This is a genomic window from Pseudoalteromonas sp. S8-8 (assembly GCF_000497875.1).
GTDB classification, from domain to species: Bacteria; Pseudomonadota; Gammaproteobacteria; order Enterobacterales; family Alteromonadaceae; genus Pseudoalteromonas; species Pseudoalteromonas arctica.
Genome location: NZ_AUTR01000046.1, coordinates 20,354 through 38,786 on the forward strand (window position 1 = coordinate 20,354; position 18,433 = coordinate 38,786).

The 18,433-nt window shown below is 39.3% G+C and carries 14 protein-coding genes; 7 read left to right on the forward strand and 7 right to left on the reverse strand.

Annotation, left to right across the window (positions count from 1 at the left end):
* Window positions 1–41: 41 nt before the first annotated feature.
* From L659_RS0115680 to L659_RS0115705, 5 genes are all read right to left on the reverse strand, one after another.
* Complete coding sequence (locus L659_RS0115680) at window positions 42–785, reverse strand: ferredoxin--NADP reductase (protein ID WP_024591141.1); 744 nt, start codon at window positions 783–785, stop codon at window positions 42–44.
* Window positions 786–981: 196 nt separating this feature from the next.
* Window positions 982–1,446 (reverse strand): REP-associated tyrosine transposase, encoded by a 465-nt coding sequence (locus tag L659_RS0115685; RefSeq protein ID WP_081709166.1) that lies wholly within the window; start codon window positions 1,444–1,446, stop codon window positions 982–984.
* Between the two features lie 409 nt (window positions 1,447–1,855).
* The gene (locus L659_RS0115695) at window positions 1,856–3,454 is read right to left on the reverse strand and encodes an ABC-F family ATPase (RefSeq protein ID WP_076915521.1); all 1,599 of its coding nucleotides are present in this window, start codon (window positions 3,452–3,454) and stop codon (window positions 1,856–1,858) included.
* 288 nt (window positions 3,455–3,742) lie between these two features.
* A complete protein-coding gene (locus tag L659_RS0115700) occupies window positions 3,743–4,483 on the reverse strand; it encodes a substrate-binding periplasmic protein (RefSeq protein ID WP_024591145.1) in 741 nt (246 codons plus the stop codon).
* 13 nt (window positions 4,484–4,496) lie between these two features.
* Window positions 4,497–5,237 (reverse strand): substrate-binding periplasmic protein, encoded by a 741-nt coding sequence (locus L659_RS0115705; protein WP_024591146.1) that lies wholly within the window; start codon window positions 5,235–5,237, stop codon window positions 4,497–4,499.
* A 196-nt stretch (window positions 5,238–5,433) separates the two neighbouring features.
* Here L659_RS0115705 and L659_RS0115710 point away from each other — a divergent pair, with 196 nt between their 5' ends.
* Window positions 5,434–6,678 (forward strand): UPF0149 family protein, encoded by a 1,245-nt coding sequence (locus L659_RS0115710; protein WP_024591147.1) that lies wholly within the window; start codon window positions 5,434–5,436, stop codon window positions 6,676–6,678.
* A 196-nt stretch (window positions 6,679–6,874) separates the two neighbouring features.
* Here the strand turns inward: L659_RS0115710 and L659_RS0115715 are convergent, their stop codons facing one another.
* A complete protein-coding gene (locus L659_RS0115715) occupies window positions 6,875–7,174 on the reverse strand; it encodes a helix-turn-helix domain-containing protein (protein ID WP_024591148.1) in 300 nt (99 codons plus the stop codon).
* A gap of 32 nt (window positions 7,175–7,206) precedes the next feature.
* Between L659_RS0115715 and L659_RS1000000124070 the strand changes: the two genes are divergently transcribed.
* The 6 genes from L659_RS1000000124070 to L659_RS0115745 all read left to right on the forward strand — a co-directional run bounded on the left by L659_RS1000000124070 (window position 7,207) and on the right by L659_RS0115745 (window position 15,142).
* A complete protein-coding gene (locus L659_RS1000000124070) occupies window positions 7,207–7,335 on the forward strand; it encodes a hypothetical protein (RefSeq protein ID WP_269208791.1) in 129 nt (42 codons plus the stop codon).
* 254 nt (window positions 7,336–7,589) lie between these two features.
* Window positions 7,590–8,192 carry a class I SAM-dependent methyltransferase gene (locus L659_RS0115725; protein WP_024591149.1) on the forward strand — a complete coding sequence of 201 codons (603 nt, stop codon included), beginning with the start codon at window positions 7,590–7,592 and terminating at the stop codon, window positions 8,190–8,192.
* Entirely contained in the window at window positions 8,193–11,147 is a 2,955-nt protein-coding gene (locus L659_RS0115730; protein WP_024591150.1) for a DEAD/DEAH box helicase family protein, read from the forward strand. It abuts the gene before it with no gap.
* Between the two features lie 104 nt (window positions 11,148–11,251).
* On the forward strand, window positions 11,252–12,724 hold the full coding sequence (locus tag L659_RS0115735; RefSeq protein WP_024591151.1) for an OmpA family protein: 1,473 nt from the start codon (window positions 11,252–11,254) through the stop codon (window positions 12,722–12,724).
* A 4-nt stretch (window positions 12,725–12,728) separates the two neighbouring features.
* Window positions 12,729–14,318 (forward strand): hypothetical protein, encoded by a 1,590-nt coding sequence (locus L659_RS0115740; RefSeq protein ID WP_024591152.1) that lies wholly within the window; start codon window positions 12,729–12,731, stop codon window positions 14,316–14,318.
* Window positions 14,315–15,142, forward strand: coding sequence for a hypothetical protein (locus tag L659_RS0115745; protein ID WP_024591153.1), 828 nt, complete (start codon window positions 14,315–14,317; stop codon window positions 15,140–15,142). Before L659_RS0115740 ends, L659_RS0115745 begins: the two co-directional genes overlap by 4 nt.
* Window positions 15,143–15,188: 46 nt before the next feature.
* Here the strand turns inward: L659_RS0115745 and L659_RS0115750 are convergent, their stop codons facing one another.
* Window positions 15,189–18,341 (reverse strand): DUF3427 domain-containing protein, encoded by a 3,153-nt coding sequence (locus L659_RS0115750; protein WP_024591154.1) that lies wholly within the window; start codon window positions 18,339–18,341, stop codon window positions 15,189–15,191.
* Window positions 18,342–18,433 lie beyond the last annotated feature (92 nt).

Genomic DNA, 18,433 nt, shown 5'->3' on the forward strand with positions numbered 1-18,433 from the left:
AAATTTTAACGTTATCGGGTAGTTAATACCACCACTGTAGCTTACCAGTACTGCTCTACGGTAATGTTACCGGGTGCTTTGCGGCGGTTACGCGTAAAGTTTTTATCGAGAAGTAGCGCGGTGGTGTCTTTTACCATTTGTGGGTTTCCGCAAATCATAAATTGTGCATTACTAGGCTCAGGGTTTAATTTTACATGTTCAAACAAGCCGTTGCTCTCAATTGCGTTAGTAATCCGCCCACTTAAGCCTTGTAATGGCTCTTCTCTACTTACAACAGGAATATAGTTGAGTTGCTCGGGGTACACTCTTAATAACTCGTTAATAAGTGCTTGATAGCTTAAATCGTTATTAAAACGTACACCATGCACTAAGTTTATGCTTTTGTATTTTTTCCACACATCGGGCTGTTGCAATATTGATAAAAAAGGCCCTATGGCAGTGCCAGTACCTAACATCCAAAGCTGATCGCTTTGTGGTATTTCATCAAGGGTAAAAAAGCCAGTTGCGCGTTGTTCTATTAATACGGTTTCGCCAGGTTGTAATGTAGCTAAACGAGGAGAAAGCAAACCGTCAATAACGTTAATAAGGTAAAATTCAAGATCGGGGTTTTCAGGGGCATTCACATATGAATAAGCCCGAGCAATACGCTTGTCGCCATCCATAATAGAAAGCTTTGTAAATTGCCCTGCTTTAAACGGCTCTACATTAGCATTAACGGTTAAGCTAAAGAGCGTTTCGCTCCACCATGTTACGCTTTTTACTGTTGCTTCAACCCAATTAGACATAGTTACCTCTTGGTTTAGCCATTAAAGTTTTAAATAACTCACTCCATAAACATTAGCATTAAGTGACAAAGACTTACAGGAGAATATGACTAGATTTAAAGCAGTGATGTATGCAGTATTTACCAATAAAATAATGTGAATAATTAGCTCTGCGATGCTGTATACGTTGAGCTTGCTCACGTCAGAAGTGAAGCTTCTAATTACTTAACTCATGATCACAAAGATAAACACAATCCCAAAATGGATATTCACCAACATCATTTACAAGCTCAGCGCGTAACGGGTTTGAAATGATATAGCGTGCTTGGTTAATTAAATCATCTTCTGCTCTAAGCTGGTGCTCAAAATAGTTTTGTTGCCAAACTGGCCCTGTAGAGCAATTGAGCTTATTTATTTTCACAGTGGTAATGCTTTTATACTGCTTCATAACATCAGCAAGCGGTAAATCTTTCAATTGAAATAACCAATGAAGATGATCTGGCATTAAGGTATAACAAATTGTATCCACCTTATTTTGCATATAAACCAAGCCTCTTGTCGCAGTACATGCATTTTCAAAGTTTTTAAATAACGGAATTCTTTGTTTTGTGCATATTGTTACAGAGTAAAATTTATTTTTAGAAGAGTGGCGCCCAACTAATAATTTTTTAGAGGAGTACATAAAGGTTTTAATTTATTGGTTTTTATAAATATAGATAAAAAAGGGTGTTCAACAAGTTAAATTAAACCACAGCGTTAAGTTTCACGGTAGGCGTAGAGCTTGCTCACGCGAGAAGCGCAGCTTCTAATTACTCAACCACCTATTGTAAAAGCGTTGCTTTTAAACGCTAGCAAGCTGCGCGTCTACAAGTTAAATCAAACCGCAGTGTTAAATTTTGTTGTAGGCGTAGAGCTTGCTCACGCGAGAAGCGCAGCTTCTAATTACTCAACCACCTATTGTAAAAGCGTTGCTTTTAAACGCCAGCAAGCTGCGCGTCTACAGGGGTTATGGCCTCTAAAAATTTAACTTTCACCACACATAAAAAAACGGCGCTAAATTTAGCACCGCTTTATAAGCAATAAGAAAAAGTTTACGCTTTTTTCTCTTCACAACTTGCTAGGTATTCGTCAAACGTACCTTGGAAGTCGATTACTTTTTTATCTTTAATATCAATGATACGCGTAGCTAATGACGATACAAACTCGCGGTCATGGCTTACAAAAATAAGCGTACCTTCAAAGTCTTTAAGCGCATTGTTAAGCGCTTCAATGGCTTCCATATCCATGTGGTTAGTTGGTTCGTCCATAACAAGCACATTAACGTCTTGCATCATTAACTTACCAAATAACAGGCGGTTTTTTTCACCACCAGAACAGTTACGCGCTTTTTTGTTTGAATCGTCTGCTGTAAACAACAAACGGCCTAACATGCCACGAACCATTAAATCGTTGTGCTTAGCTGTACGCCATTGCGACATCCAATCAAACAACGTTAAATCGTTTTCAAAATCTTTAGTGCTGTCTTGCGGGCAATAACCAAAGGTCGCATTTTCAGACCATTTAATTTCGCCTTCATTACTTTTAAGCTCGTCTACTAAACAGCGTAAAAATGTAGTTTTACCCACACCATTTTCGCCAATTACAGCAAGCTTAGCGCCAGCTTCTAGTAGTAAGTCGCCACCAGTAAATAATGTTTCGCCATCAAAACCATGGCCAAGCTTATTAACTTCAAGCGCTTGACGATACATTTTTTTACCTTCGTCAAACGAAAGTGATGGGCTCATACGGCTTGAAGATTTAACTTCATCAAGCTTAATTTTATCCATTTTTTTAGCGCGCGAACTTGCTTGTTTAGCTTTAGAAGCGTTAGCACCAAAACGGTTAACAAAGTCTTGTAGCTCGTCAATCTCAGCGCTCTTTTTAGCGTTTTCAGCTAAAAGTTGCTCGCGTTGTAGGCCCGCAGCATCTAAAAATTTCTCGTAGTTACCAGGGTAAATACGCAGCTCGCCGTAATCAATGTCGGCCATGTGTGTACATACCGAGTTTAAAAAGTGACGGTCATGCGAAATAATAATCATCGTACATTTACGTTTGTTAAGCTCGTTAGCAAGCCACGTAATTGTATGAATGTCCAAGTTATTGGTAGGCTCATCCAGTAGCAAAATGTCAGGATTTGCAAATAACGCTTGTGCTAAAAGCACACGTAGTTTCCAACCTGGAGCAACGTTTGCCATTAACCCGTAATGAAATTCTTTATCGATACCCGCTTCAAGCAAAATTTCTTCAGCGCGGCTCTCTGCCGTGTAACCGTCCATTTCAGCAAATATGCTTTCAAGATCGGCTACTTTCATACCGTCGTCTTCGCTCATTTCTGGTAACGAGTAAATACGTTCGCGCTCTTGCTTTACTTTCCAAAGCTCCACGTCGCCCATAATTACCGCGTCTACAACGCTGTATTGCTCAAAAGCAAACTGGTCTTGGCTTAGGTTACCTAATTTCAACCCTGGAGTAATAGATACATTACCCGCACTTGGAACAAGCGCACCGCTTAAAATTTTCATGAAAGTCGACTTGCCGCAGCCGTTAGCGCCAATTAAACCGTAACGGTTACCGTTACCAAATTTAGCTGAAATGTTTTCAAACAACGGCTCTGCGCCAAACTGCATCGTAATATTTGCGGTGGAGATCAAAAAGGGTAATCCTAGATTAGTACTGACAGGAGTACGCTGCAGCAAAACGCCACAAACAAGAACCAGACAATAGGGTAAATTAGCTGGCGAATTATACAGATCAGCCACAACGAATGAAAGATAAAAGGCAGCTAATTTATAACCAAGCGAAAATAACGGCAATTCTCGATTTTAAGCCACTATTTTTAGCGTGAGCGGTGTTGCTTACTTACAGAGGGGAGCGTAAGCACCACCGACAGTAATATTAAAGAAGTGTTGCAGTCAAAGAGCTAAGTTATTACCCATGCTTTAATGCACAGGTTGATAAATTAACTTTATAGCGGCTGCATTTTTAGTAATTAATTGATTAACGGTTGCCACGTCATCAAGAGTTAGCGACTCTTTACTTAGCATAAAATGTACGTTGTTAACGTTAATCGGTGTAATAGACTTTACCTGCGTAATTGAGGGATGTTTTTTTACAAAGTACTGTGCAACAGCAGAGTCTTCAATAACATAGTCAATTCGTTTTTTATCTAACATACTAAATCGATTATTTGCTTGAGCAGTAAGCACCACCTGTGTTGGATACTTAGTTTTTAACTGTTCAAGCTCGTTACCAAAAAAGCTCCCACGGTTAATACCAGCTGTAAACTTTTTACTAAAAAGCTCAGCTAAGCTTGTTACATCAGGCGTATCTTTATGTTTATAAAGCCGCATAACCTCGTCGCGGTAAGGCAAGCTAAAATGCGCATATTGAGCGCGTTGTTCTGTATAACTTGCCGCGTAGGTCATATCTACTCGGCCATTTTTAAGCTCAGCTTGAACACGTGAAAAACTCGGAAAATAAGTCCATTTAATACAAAATTTTGAATCTTTAAAAATAGCGTTTGCAGCATCCACTTCTGCGCCTAAAAATGTATCACCTTGCTTAACAAGGTAAGGCGGCCAATTAGTTTCGTTAGTGCCCATTACTAATGTTTTTGAACACGCAAGGGCATTAAAGTGAGTAAATAGCAGTGTAGTAAATGCTAAAAATAAAGTTTTCATTACACTCCTTAAATTAGTGTTCAAACAACGCTTTAAGTGCTGTTTTATTTTTGTTTATATATTCATTAATTACCGCAAGCTCAGTAACCGACACCGTTTGTTTGCTAAACATTAAATAAATGTCGTCCTTGTTTACATACTCAATATTGGTTACTAATTTTATATTTGAGCCTTTTTTGCCAAAATAAGCCCCCACTAACTCGTCTTCAATAGCAAAATCAATACGTTGTTTATTAAGCATTTCAAAGCGCTTACTAGTTGCACTAGTGTATTCAATCTGCTTTTTATATTTAGTTTTATATTGCTCAAATTCCTCGCCGTAATAGCTTCCAAAGTTAGCGCCCACGGTAAGGCCTTGTTTAAAAATATCTTCGAGGTTTTTAACGTTATGCTGATTGTTTGTATTTTCGTACAAACGCATAACTTCAGTTCGGTAGGTATCACTAAAGTGCACATATTTAGCGCGTTTATCGGTATAACTTGCTGCCCATCCTAAATCAATACGGCCGTATTTAAGCTCAATAAAAGCCCGCTTAGAATTTGGTAGTAACTTAACTTCAAAACAAAAAGGGGAGTCAGCAAATATAATGTTAAGCGCATCAACCTCCGAGCCTTGCAGTTTACCGTTAATACCCATTACATAAGGTGGCCAAAAAGCATCGTGCGATGCCACGCTAAAGGTTCTCTCACAAGCAAACACATTAAACGGAGCCGTAAACAGCAAACATAAAAATACAGTAATTAATTTATTCATTGCGCCTCATAGTTATTATTTTTGCTTATTATTACAACAGTATAAACCAGCTTTTGTATTTTAGCGGCGCGGGCTTGTTAAATTTGTAAATATTCCGTTAAAAATTCATTTTTAGGATAAAACAACTAAACTAGCGTTGTTGGTAGCTTTATCTATGGGTACACTAATAATAAATTTATACATAGCAGGGCACGTTATGTCACCAGCCAAAATACGCAGTGATGTTATAAAACTCAGTGAATTAAGCACTAAAAAACCAGATTATTACTTTATCCAAGGCTACTTAATGGGATTAGGTGTATTACCTCAACTACTTGTTCCCAGTGAGTGGCACCCAGATCTATTTGGAGAGTTTAATATTCAAAACGAGACTGAGCTAAAATACCTCGAAAGCTTAATGGCTCTGTATAACCAAAGCATGGATAAAATAATTCAAAACGAATTAAAAATGCCAGCAAAATGCAGCCTATCTAAACAAGACTACCGTGAGTCACTAAAGCCGAATATGCCCCTACCAAATTACTGTAAAGGGGTTTTACAGGCGCTTAAAAATATAAATAAACGCATGCTCAATACAGAGCAAAAACGTTCTATAAACAGCTTTACTACAGTGTTAAAAGCATTTACAAGCCCCAAAATCGCCGCAAAAGAGTTTGGTGAATTTGCCCAATACAACGCCCAAGAATATAAACGTAATTATGTTTATTTTATGGCCGACGCTATTTTTGAACTTCGATTTAGTAACGAGCGAGCAGTATTTGATGAAAACGAAGCCGAATTTAACAACCACTTTTTAGACGAAGAGCCAAATGAATTAGATGAATTTGATGAACTACTTGAACTAGTACTTGCCGATACCGAGCTAAAAGCACTTGAGCCAATGCAAATGCTTTTAGAAATAATGGAAAGTGGGCTCATAACAAAGCAGTTTATTAAAGACAACACCGGGTACTTTTGGGGTTTGCACGAAACCCGACCTTATATGATGCTTCGCGCGCATCGAGCAAAAATACACGCACTGCATGGTTATACCCAAAAAGCGCAATCAGAACTCGAAGAGTTATTAAAGCTAAACCCAAACGACAATCAAGCAAACCGCTTTTTATTAATGAACTGCCTAATTATTAATAAACAATGGGAAAAGTTAGAAGCGCTATTGGCCGACTTTGATTTTCAAGAACTACACACAACAGCAAGCCGTGCGCTAAGTGCTTTTGTAATGCATGGTGATTCAAAACCCGCTAACGAATACAAAAAAATGCTCCAGCAGCAAAATAAACACTTTAGCAAAATACTCACCGGACAAGAAAAACTAAAAGAACAACAGCCGTCATATTTCAGCCCAGGCAGTAAAGAAGAAGTAGCTGTTTACCTTGATTCGTTAGGTAAGCAGGCGTGGATTTCGGTGCCTGCGAGTCTTTTTTGGCTAAGAAAAAAGTAACAAAAAACGTTTAGCGTGATTTATATCGCGCTAAACATAACGCAGATTCAATTTTGAAGTGCATAACCGCTTTTTGAGTTTTTTATTCAATAGTAGAAATCACGCTTGTTAAGCGTGCAGCATCAATGTCGCTTGTGTTCGTAAAGCGCCATACTTGAAATAATAAATTTCAAACCCGTCAATAAACACATAACATTCAGAAGTCATCGTTAATAACCTGCGCTTTATTGGTTTTACGTTGCCGTGCATTGTAGCCACCTACATCGGCGGCTAATTCATTAATTTCATCAAGGAGCGATCCTTGTAATTGCAACACGACTAAAGCTTCAAATAAAATATCGCTTTTAACTGTCTCGCCTTGCTCAAGTTTTTGCACAGTAGAGCGCGACACACCAATCATTTTTGCAAAGGTGCTTTGCGTGTAATGCAAAGTGCGGTGCTGGCGTATTAAATCCCCTAATCGCTGCGCCATTTTTAAAGCTTGTTCCGATCTCATTAATGAGTGCCTACTCGGTCATTAAGGTGTTAATGATTATTTTAGCGGTATTTGGCTTGTTTGCAAATAAAAGTGATGATTTAAAAGTTATTGGTAATTTGTTTGTTGGTGTTTTAGAGCAGAGATTTTTAATGAGAGGCGGCTTAATATCTCGTTACTAAGGATTGCAAGCGCCCTTGGAATCTGACAACACACTAGAGGAACACAGATAAGGGCGTTTGTATTGCATTTTAAATTTTATACTGCGTATGTATCACTCAGCATCAGTGCTTAATAACAACGGCGTATTAATTTAAAAATTTCTACTTATTAAGCCTATATTTAATGCGCTTGTTCCTGTAGATTAAACAAATAATGAATGCAGTATTAACAGCGCCTTAGCTGTTAAACGATTAGCCAAGGAGCGGTGAGTCTCGTGTCAAACACCACACTTACTTATTACAACCAAAACGCCAAAGCTTTTAGCGACTCAACACTTAACGTTGATATGTCGGCGCTTTATGCTGAGTTTTTACCGCACGTTGCACAACGCGGGAGTATTTTAGATGCCGGTTGTGGCAGTGCGCGCGATGCCGCATTTTTTAAAGCGCAGGGTTTCACTGTAAGTGCGTTTGATGCAAGCCCAGAGCTGGCAGAGTTGGCAAGCAGTTACTTACAGCAACCTGTGGCGGTTAAAACATTCCAAGAGCTAAATAGTGTAAATCAATACGACGGGATTTGGTGCTGCGCTAGTTTATTGCACGTTCCAAAGGCTGAGTTACCGCAGGTGTTTTTAAACCTACAAAATGCGCTTAAACCGAATGGCGTTTTGTATATATCGTTTAAATATGGCGATACAGAACGTGTGCATAATGGTCGTGAATTTACCGATTTAACCGAGCAATTATTAAGTGATTTAATCAATCAGCACACGCAATTGAGCATAATGAAGCACTGGCAAAGTGTTGATCAGCGCCCAGGGCGCGAAAGCGAAGTATGGTTAAATGCCTTGTTAACGCATAGCAAAGCGAAATTATAAGTGAATAGTTTTAGCGAACATCAACACCTGCAGAATAATAACCGACAGCTTATTACGGGTGATAATGATCCGTTATTACCCAACCTTGTACATGCCATAAACAATGCCACTGAGATTGAAATTACAGTTTCATTTATTCAGCCAAGTGGCTTAGCACTGTTGTTCGACCCCCTAAGCGAAGCTTTACAAAGCGGCGCAACGCTCAAACTACTTACCTCAGACTACCTTGATATTACTCACCCTAATGCGTTGAGAGAACTTATGGCATTAGTAGATCGTGGAGCCGATGTGCGTATTTACCAAACGCACAGTAATCAAAGTTTTCATATGAAGTCGTATATTTTTATAAAAACAAACGACCAAAAAGAGATTACTGATGGCTGTGCCTTTATTGGCTCAAGTAATATTAGTGCCAGCGCATTAACCAAAGGTCATGAGTGGAATTTTAGACACGATTATACACAACCAAAAACAAGCCAAGCAGCAAAGCAGTTTTTAAGTATTCGCACAGCTTTTGAAAATATTTTTAATCACGAATTTGTTACCCATTTAAGCCATGAATGGATAAATAGCTACATTACTAGGCGTAAAACACAGCAGTTTGTATCGGTAAACCACGCTGATACAGCTGAGCAAGTTATTGAAAAGAATGAAGCTAAAACACCAAGGCCAGCTCAAATTGAAGCGCTTAATGCCCTAGCGCAAACCCGTACAGAGGGTTTTAAACGTGGTTTAGTGGTATTAGCAACGGGCATGGGTAAAACATGGTTAAGTGCATTTGATGTAAAACAATTCAAAGCTAAACGCGTTTTATTTGTAGCGCATCGCGAAGAAATACTTTTGCAAGCACAGCGTACTTTTTCTGAATTACTTACTCTATCTACTGGGTTTTATAACGGTAAACAGCGAGACAAAAACGCTGAGTGTTTATTTGCCTCTATTCAAACCATTGGCCGAAGTAATCACTTAAAGCAGTTTGCACCAACAGCATTTGATTACATTATTGTTGACGAATTTCATCATGCAAGTGCGCGCGTATATCGCCAGCTTTTAAACTACTTTGAACCCAAGTTTTTACTGGGTTTAACAGCTACACCAGAGCGTACCGACCAAGCTGATATTTTAGGGTTATGCGACAACAACCTAGTATTTGAGCGTAACTTAACGCAGGGGATAGACCAAAAAACGTTAGTTCCATTTCATTACTACGGTATTTGGGATGAAAACGTAAACTACCAAGCTATTCCGTGGCGTAATGGCCGATTTGATCCAACAGCACTTGAAAACAAATTTGCAACCGAAAAACGGGCAGACCACGCACTTTTACAGTGGCAGCAATACAAACAGCAGCGCACATTAGGTTTTTGTATATCTACTAAACATGCTGATTATATGGCGGCTGCATTTAATAATGCGGGTGTAAAAGCGCTATCTGTACATAACCAGTCAAAAGTACGCCGTAATGATGCACTAAAACAATTAGAACAGCGTCAAGTTGAAGTATTATTTACCGTTGATTTGTTTAACGAGGGGACTGATTTACCAAGCATTGATACCATATTAATGTTGCGCCCAAGCGACTCTAAAATACTCTTTTTACAGCAATTAGGGCGGGGTTTACGCACCCTCGAAGGTAAAACACATTTAGTGGTGCTCGATTTTATTGGTAACCACCACAGCTTTTTAAATAAACCTTATGCGCTACTTCATGAAACCACGCCAACTGGTGTAGTTAAAAAGCTTAAAAAACCAAACCTTGCTGATGGCTGCTTTATAAATATTGATTTAAAAGTTACCGACTTTTGGCAACAACTTGCTAAATCACAACGCACCACAGCGTTAGAAGATATAATGCAACTGGCTGAACAACTTGGGCATTTACCCACATTAAGTGAGTTTTACTACCACTACGGCGATATAAAAAAGATAAACAGCAACTATACTAGTTGGTTTGAGCTAATTGCTAAAACACAAAACATTGATGACGAAGCACAGCAAAGTGCTGAGCAATTAGCGCCGTTTTACGACTTTTTACATAAAGGCATACAAACAACCAGTATGACCAAATGCTTCAAAGCTATTTTGCTTGAAGCTTATGTCGCTTTAAATGGCTTTGCTAAATCCCCAACAGTTGCAGAACTTGCAGCCATGAGCGCAAAGGTACTCGCGCGCCATCCAAATTTAAAGCAACACGATTTACCTATTAAAGAACAGCAAGCAGCTGCAGATTCCCAAACATGGCAAAGCTACTGGCGTAAAAATCCAATTAAAGCCTACACCAATAAAAATAAAGACGGCACTCAATGGTTTACCTTACAAAACGACACCGTAAAAGCCATGTTTGACGTAACCGCAGAAAAACGCGAATTACTAAACAGCGCCGTGTTAGAGCTGGTTGAATACACCTTAGCTAAATACAGCCAGCGACTAAAAGTTAAAACGCCAACCACGAAACAAAATACAGAGCAAAAAGCTGACAATGTAACTCAGTTAGAGTTTAAAGATCTTGCAGATACAGTAAAAGAGCAAGATAACGCATTAAAACTACCGTACTTCCCCAATATTAAAATTGCCTGCGGACATTTTAAAACAGGGGATGAAAGCGATATGGAATTAATGGACGCACCATTTGGCGCGGGCAAGCTTGATCCAAACGTGCATTTTTTAGCACGCGCATCGGGCAACTCTATGAACGGTGGTAAAAACCCAATTTACGATGGCGATTTACTGCTACTTGAGCTTATAACATCCGATAAAGCCGGATCGTTACGTGGCCAAATTGTCGCGATAGAGCGAGATGATATAGGCGGAGATGACCAGTACTTATTGCGCAAAGTTAATAAACTATCGAATGGGCAATACGAGCTAATTGCTCAAAATCCAGATTACGAAGTAATGATTGCAGATGAAAACATGCGAACGTTCGCACGGTTTAAACAAATAGTACCAGAGTAATTTGATCATTTTTAGGTGCGCAGCTTCCAGGCAAAGCTTTAAATTGCAGTTTATTTTTGCGTTGTATAAATTAAAAGTAATCATTTCAAAAAGGAAAATAAAAAATGAAATGTAAAAAAATCCATAGAACTGCTGCCTTAGTGCTTGCAGCTCCGTTAGTACTAAGCGGTTGTGCTGCTACAAATAATATATCTAACACAACTATAGGGTGTGTTGGTGGGGCTGTAGTTGGTGCGTTAGGTACTTTTTTGGTAACAGGCGATCCAAAAAAAGCAGTCATGGGCGCAGGGGTAGGTTTTATTGCTGGATGTGGCGCAGGCTACTATTTAGATAAAAGAGAAGAGGAGTTAGCCAAACTTGCAGAGGAAAGCTCATTAAAACCAGAATTTGAGCGTATCTCTAATAACGAAGCTAATGGGGCTAGCTTTTCAGAAAACGCCACTGAAAACGTGATAGCGTCTCAGCTTTCATTATCCACCGAAAAGCCAATGTTCGACTCAGGAAAAGCCCAAATAACAGATTCTGAACAACTTGCAAACTTACAAAAATTTCTCAAAGGTTATGTAAAATCACTTGATCCAGCTTCAAAACTATATGTTGTTGGGCATACAGACAGTTCAGGGTCTGCAGCGTTTAACCAACGCTTATCAGAAAAGCGCGCAAAATTTATTGCTAATGAACTTGTAAATGCTGGCGTAAATGAGAACCGTCTGTTTTTTGAAGGTGTGGGCGAGTCACAACCTGTAGCGAGTAACTTAACGAATGAAGGAAAAAGCAAAAATCGTCGCTTTGAAATAATAGACGTGCTCATAGATACAACCGGCGAGTCGGCTCAAGCGAATACTGTATCAGATGAGCAGGTTATCCAAGTTGCAAGTGCAAAGAAAACACGTATTGAAAATGTAATAAATGACCTTCCTGTTAAAGTTAAAACTAAAAAATCACTACCTACCCCCACCGTGTCTGTAAGTAATAATCAGCACTCTACAAGCCTTGGGTTACAGGGAGTTAAACTTGAAGAGTTTGATAAGAGTTATGTGATAACAGCTTTGGGTGAAAGAGAAGAAGAGTCGTTTATGACTTTTTTTACAGCTGCAAATGCTGACGATTCCGAATTTATGGGAAGTTGTGCCTATGCGGCACCAGTTGTTCAATCTTCACTTAAACCATATAACGGAAGGCCTATTCAGAAAGCTAAAGTTGCAGACAGTATTAGTAATCTTTTTGGAACTGCATGGTACGGTATGGCTGGTTCTACAGCAATAACACTTGGTCCTATCGGTATAGAAAAGAATAATCTTAACCCTACGCATAAACCATATTTCAGTTTCTATAAACAATATGATGGCAGCGCAACTAAGGCTGATCTTAAATACCCTGTAAGTGTAGAAACATACCGTGGAGACGGAACTGTTTTAGTTCGTATGTTTGCTCAGGATGATAATGCACTAATGCGCTGTAGTGATGTGGTATTTAGTACCAATGGTTCTACTCAGACACAAGCTAGTGCTGTTATTTATCAAGAAAATAATGAATTAATGGCAAAAGCATTCAACATGAATTTAGTAAAAGGATAAAACGATGGACTTATTCAGTGTATTACAAACTTATCGCGATATTCTTATTGTTATCGCTGCTACGCTTTCTATTTTTGCGTACATTGCATACACCAACTGGGATGCTGTTAGTTTGTGGTGGAAAGGATTTAAATATCATAACTTTTTATTTAGTAAATTACGTTCACTGGCTAAAAACCCAGATACTGCCGGACGCTGGTTTCATTCAGAAACAGTTGTCTGTCAAGACTATGGTGAATTGTACTCTCAAATTCATAAAGATGGAGATTATTACGAATCTAGTAAAAAATATTTATCAATTGTAGGTGAATCAGGGAGGAAGCCCTTAGGTACATTATTGATGCTTGGCTTGTTTGCAGTTCTCGTTTTAGAAGCTTGGGGTTTTAGCTACACAATGGCTGGTTTCATTGACTTAAGCGCATCTGAAAATACACGAGTTACAATGACTTGGATTGTGGCAATTGCTTTTGCAGTTATTCTTGCATTTTTGACTCATATGATGGGTCATGAGCTTTATCGTAACGGCATTCTTGGTCGTATACGTAATAACTGGCAAGTTGATGATACAGAAAGTAGACCTAGAACTTTAGATGATATCGATTTTGACTACGAAATTGACAATTTTACTGATGAAAATGGACCAAAATATAAGCAACGGCTTAATCGGTTAGATGTTAATTCTCCAAGGAAGAAACATACATTTACAATAGGTGCTTTAGTCGCAATTATTGCTATAGGTATCATCATTACTTTTGTTCGAGTTAAAACACTCGAAGTTGCACAAACACAAGATGCAATGTGCCAACCTAGTTCAGCAACATCAAATGCAGCTTTAACAAGCTTGGATGACCTATATAGTTCAACACCACCACCTCCGCTTGAGTCTCAGAAAGTTTCAGCAGAAGCTGTAGGAAAAGGTGAAAGTGAGATCTGTCAGGCAACAAAAGAAGGTAGCTGGGCTACATTTGGTATGCTTGCTATTTTATTTATTGTTTTACAAGCATTCGCTACTTGGGTTTCTTTTAAGTTTGGTTTTGTAGGTAAACATTCAAAGTCGGCTTGGAAGAATACACACAAGTTCAACACAAAAAATCAATATGAAGCTGCAATGGATGCAAAGAGCAAGAGAATATCACAACGTGCTCAAAAAACACTTGGAGACTTGCAATCTCGTATGGCCAAAGTGCTTATAGATAGCACTATGAATAGCAGTGTATCAGATTTACTTAAGAAGGCATCTGACCGAACTTTCCTTAGGTATGTAGAGCAAGAGTCAGAACAGTCTTTATCAAGTCGAAATCGACAAACACAAACTATGCTTGAGAGAGAGCGTGAGCACTCAGATATTATTTCTAAGTCTGCTAGCCAAGTTACGGCGGATGAATTTAAAGCTGTGAGCTCTAATTCTCGGATTGAACAACCTACAGATGAAGAGATTGAGAGCCAGATTCTTACCGAAACAAAAGAGCAATCGTTAAGTGATGAAGAACTAGAAAAGCAGATTCTTGCCGAAGCACAGGCTAAGAAACAAGAAACTCCAGAAGAGCAGAGAGCTCGTGTTCTTGAAAAATTAAAAGCAGAAGGTAAATTATGATTAAGCAATTGATGTTGCTAGCAGTAATGACTAGCTCTTTAGCCTTTGCTGAGACGGATAGAGATGACATTATTTCTTGTTATACTTACGCTGATATGACTGAATTAAAACCAGCTACCTCAATTAGAGATGTTGTTGTTTTAGTCGATCAGACAGTGAATTTAGATACAAATCTTAAAAAAAGTGTCCATAAACAAGTGCAGCAACTTTTAGGTCCTGGTGATCGCATTCGAATAGTTTCCTTTTCAGCAAATGCACAAGGTCACTATACCGACATTGCATTTGAAGGAGAATTTGACCAGCCTCTCAAGGAGGAACAGCGCAATGCAATGAACCGTATAAAATTAGGGAAATTTGATAAATGTATGGAGATGCAAAGCAATAAAGCTATTGATCTGGTTCATGAAAAACTGAAAGCTTCATTCCACGATAGCGATCAAAGTTATCCTAAAACTGAGCTTGTGGGATCAATACTGGATGTATCTTCAGCTATTTATATTAAAAATAATACTCAACGTAGAATAATGATTCTTGTATCTGATATGTTGGAAAATTCTGATATTTCTAGTTTTTATGCTTCAGGCAGTATTAGAGCCATTAATGCGGATGATGAATTTGCAAAGTATTCAGCAGTTGTTTCTCCAACTGCGCTAGCTCAAGTAGATGTATTTGTTATAGGTGGCGGCTACGCAAACGGTGGGCGAGCATATTCTTCTCAAGCAGACCTTAATTCACTTAAATTGTTTTGGTTGAAAGTTATTGAGCAGGCGGGTGGCTCGCTAAAGCAATTTGGTACCCCAAAACTTTTAACCGATATTGAGTGATGTTCACACTTAAAATATAGCAGTCATTTTTTGTCTGCTTTATTTATCATCCAACCGCTAACTTCCCAGCCTCATGCCACATTTCACTTGGCATGGGGTTGGTTAACTCCCACGTTATATTCATTGGCTGGCTACCGTTGTGGTGTTGGTATTTAACCTCGCCGTAGTTTACAAATCCCATAGTTCTGCCGTTTTCATCTTTGCCTTGTTCGCGCACAAATAACAGGATGGTTTTGCCTGTTTTTTGGTGCTGAATATAACTAAGGCCACGGCCGTGTTCTGGGCGGGCGCTGTTTTGCGTTTGCCAATGGAACAAAGTAGGGCTGATTGCGTAGTCGTGATACAGCGTTGTGGGCGAGTAGGTTTTTTCGCATTTATTCAGCGTTACAAATAACAGCTCTAGGTTTTGATTTTTTAATTCTAAAACGCCTTCGCGAGCGGTCGATTTTTTATTAAACGAGTGCGCCCTAAATGCTGCGAGTATTTGTTGGCGTGTGTAGCGGCTGTGTAATTTTATTGCGTGATTAGATAGGCATGCTAAATCGCTTTCTTGCTGGTGTATGCGGTTTATTAATAGCGTAATTACTTGAGCAAGTTCGTGCTGTAGCTCTTTGTGTTTAAGTGCTTGTAAGCTTTGTTCAAGCGTTTTAAATCCCAAGCTTTTACCAGTGCCATCCCAAAAATTGTAATGCGCCATAAGCGCGTACTGTTGGTTTTGTGCTGTTGGCATAAAGCTAAAGTTGTTATTACATAAATCACGTAAAAAGCACAAGTAACTGAGCGAGTCGCAGCCGAGTAATTGGGTGTTGATTGCGCGGTAATACGCGGCATAAATATCGGTTTGTTCTACTGGAATTTCATCGCCTTTTAGCCAATGCCAGCCGCCGATCTTTTTGTCTTTTGGTTTGTAAATATCTTCAAGAGTAACTTGCGGGTTTATACGTAAAAAATTGCTTAGCGTAAGCGCGTCATTAGTGTGTTGCGAATAGCTATTTATAAGTTGCTGTAAACGGCGTTTAGAGTTTATAGCTTGCTGAATATTTTTTAATATTGTTTGTTGAGTATGCTTTTGTAGCTCAATACGGCAACCCAGCGGTAAATGCGGGAAGTTGTTTTCAATCTCGGTTTTTATCGGTTGGTTGCTTTTACCAATGAGTGCGCGAAATTTACTGGCAAAGTCGTATTCTGGGCGAGCATTACCTACAAAGTCAAGCACGGTACAGCATTGCTTTTGGCTGTTGTCGGGTAAACGCAAACCACGGCCTAGTTGCTGCAAAAACAGCGTTAGGCTTTCAGTTGGGCGTAAAAACAGTAAAGTATCGACTTCTGGAATATCGACACCTTCGTTGAAAATATCAACCACGCAAAGTATTTGTATTTCGCCTTGGCGCAGTGCTTGTTGTTTGGCTGCACGCTCATTGGTGTTTTTGCTGGTGAGTACATCGGCGTTTATATCTGCTAAGTTAAACTTTTTAGCCATAAATTCAGCGTGTTTTTGGCTTACGCAAAACGCGAGTGCTTTAATGGTTTGAACATTGGTTACGATATCAGCAAGGCTCGATATAATTTTGTTAGCGCGGCTGTTCTCCCCTGTATAAAGGTTACTTAGCTCACTTATATCGTAACGGCCACCACGCCATGTCATTTGGCTTAGGTCGGTGTCGTCATCCAATCCAAAGTATTGAAATGGGCATAAATGGCGTTGATTTATTGCCTCTGGTAAGCGAATTTCAGCGGCTATTACCCCGCAAAAATCATCGAGTATATTTGCACCATCTTGTCGCTCTGGTGTAGCGGTTAAGCCAAGTAATATTGCGGGCGTAAAGTGGTTTAATATTGCGCGATAACTAGCAGCGCTTACGTGGTGTACTTCGTCTATTACTATGTAGTCGTAGTAATCATGCGTTAAATTAAGCGATTCAATTTGGCTATTAAGCGTTTGGATGGATGCAAATAATTGGTTATAGCGTTGTGGTTTGTAGTTACCTACCCACAGCTCGCCAAAGTCGTTATTTTTAAGCACGCCACGGTAAGCGCTTTGCGCTTGTTTTAGTATTTCTTCGCGGTGGGCTACAAACAAAAAGTGTGCGTTTGGGTTTTTATCGTAAACAGTTTTAAAGTCGAACGCCGATATTATTGTTTTACCTGTGCCGGTTGCGGCAACTACTAAGTTTTTAAAACGCTTATGTACGCTGCGCTCAGCACTTAGTTTTTCTAAAATAGCGAGCTGATGCGTTTTTGGTGTTATATCAAAATAAAACTGGCTGCTTGATTGCCCAACACCGCGTTGCTCGTTAAGTGAATTAATGAGCTTTTCTTTACACTCAACAGCGCCTGTAAATAGCTCGAAGTCTTTTGATTCCCAGTAGGTTTCAAACGTACTTTTGGTTTTAGCTATTATATGCGGGATTTCTTGTGCGGTAATTTTTAAGTTCCATTCAAGGCCGCTGGTAAGCGCCGAATGCGATAAGTTAGACGAGCCAATATATCCTGTATGAAAACCCGTATTGCGCATAAATAAGTAGGATTTAGCATGTAGGCGTTCTTGCTGATTGTTATAACTTAGCTTTACTTCGGTATTTGGTAGGTTTGCTAAAAACTCAACGGCTTTAGCATCCGTTGCGCCCATGTACGAAGTAGTAATAACTTTGAGTTTATTACCGCTTTTAGTAAACGCTTCAAGCTCATTTTTAAAAATGCGCAGCCCCGTCCATTTTATAAATGAGACAAGCCAGTAAATAGTGTCGGACGATTTAATCTCGCGCTTTAGCTCGGTTTCGAGCGATATACCTGCATTAGCACCGCTAAATAACTCGCTTTGCGTAAGGCCTGTGAGTGGGAATATATCGCTTGAGTAATCTTTGAGGTTGGCCGCAATAGGGTTTTGGGTATTAAATAGCGCGGTAAGTATTCGGCCTTGGCTGTCGATAAGATTTTCGTTAATTAGCTCGTCATCGCGAATATGATCTTTAAGCCAAAGTACAAGGCTGTTAGCTAGGCTAATCTGTTCTTGTAGGCGCTCGTTCGAGTTGGGAATGGCATTTATTGCATGCTCAACAAGCTTACTTAAAAAGCGTGAAAGCCATGTTGCGGCTTCGGCCGTTTCAAGCTGGCGCTCACCCACATAAAATTGATCACGATTTAAGTTTTGCTTAATTACTTGCGTAATTAACTGCTCGTAAATACCAATTTGCTGCATTAAAACCACTCCCTGTTTGCGAGTAGTTAGTTTACTTAAATGCGGTACAGCTACAAGTATTAATCGACTAAGTTACTAGTAATTAAGTACAA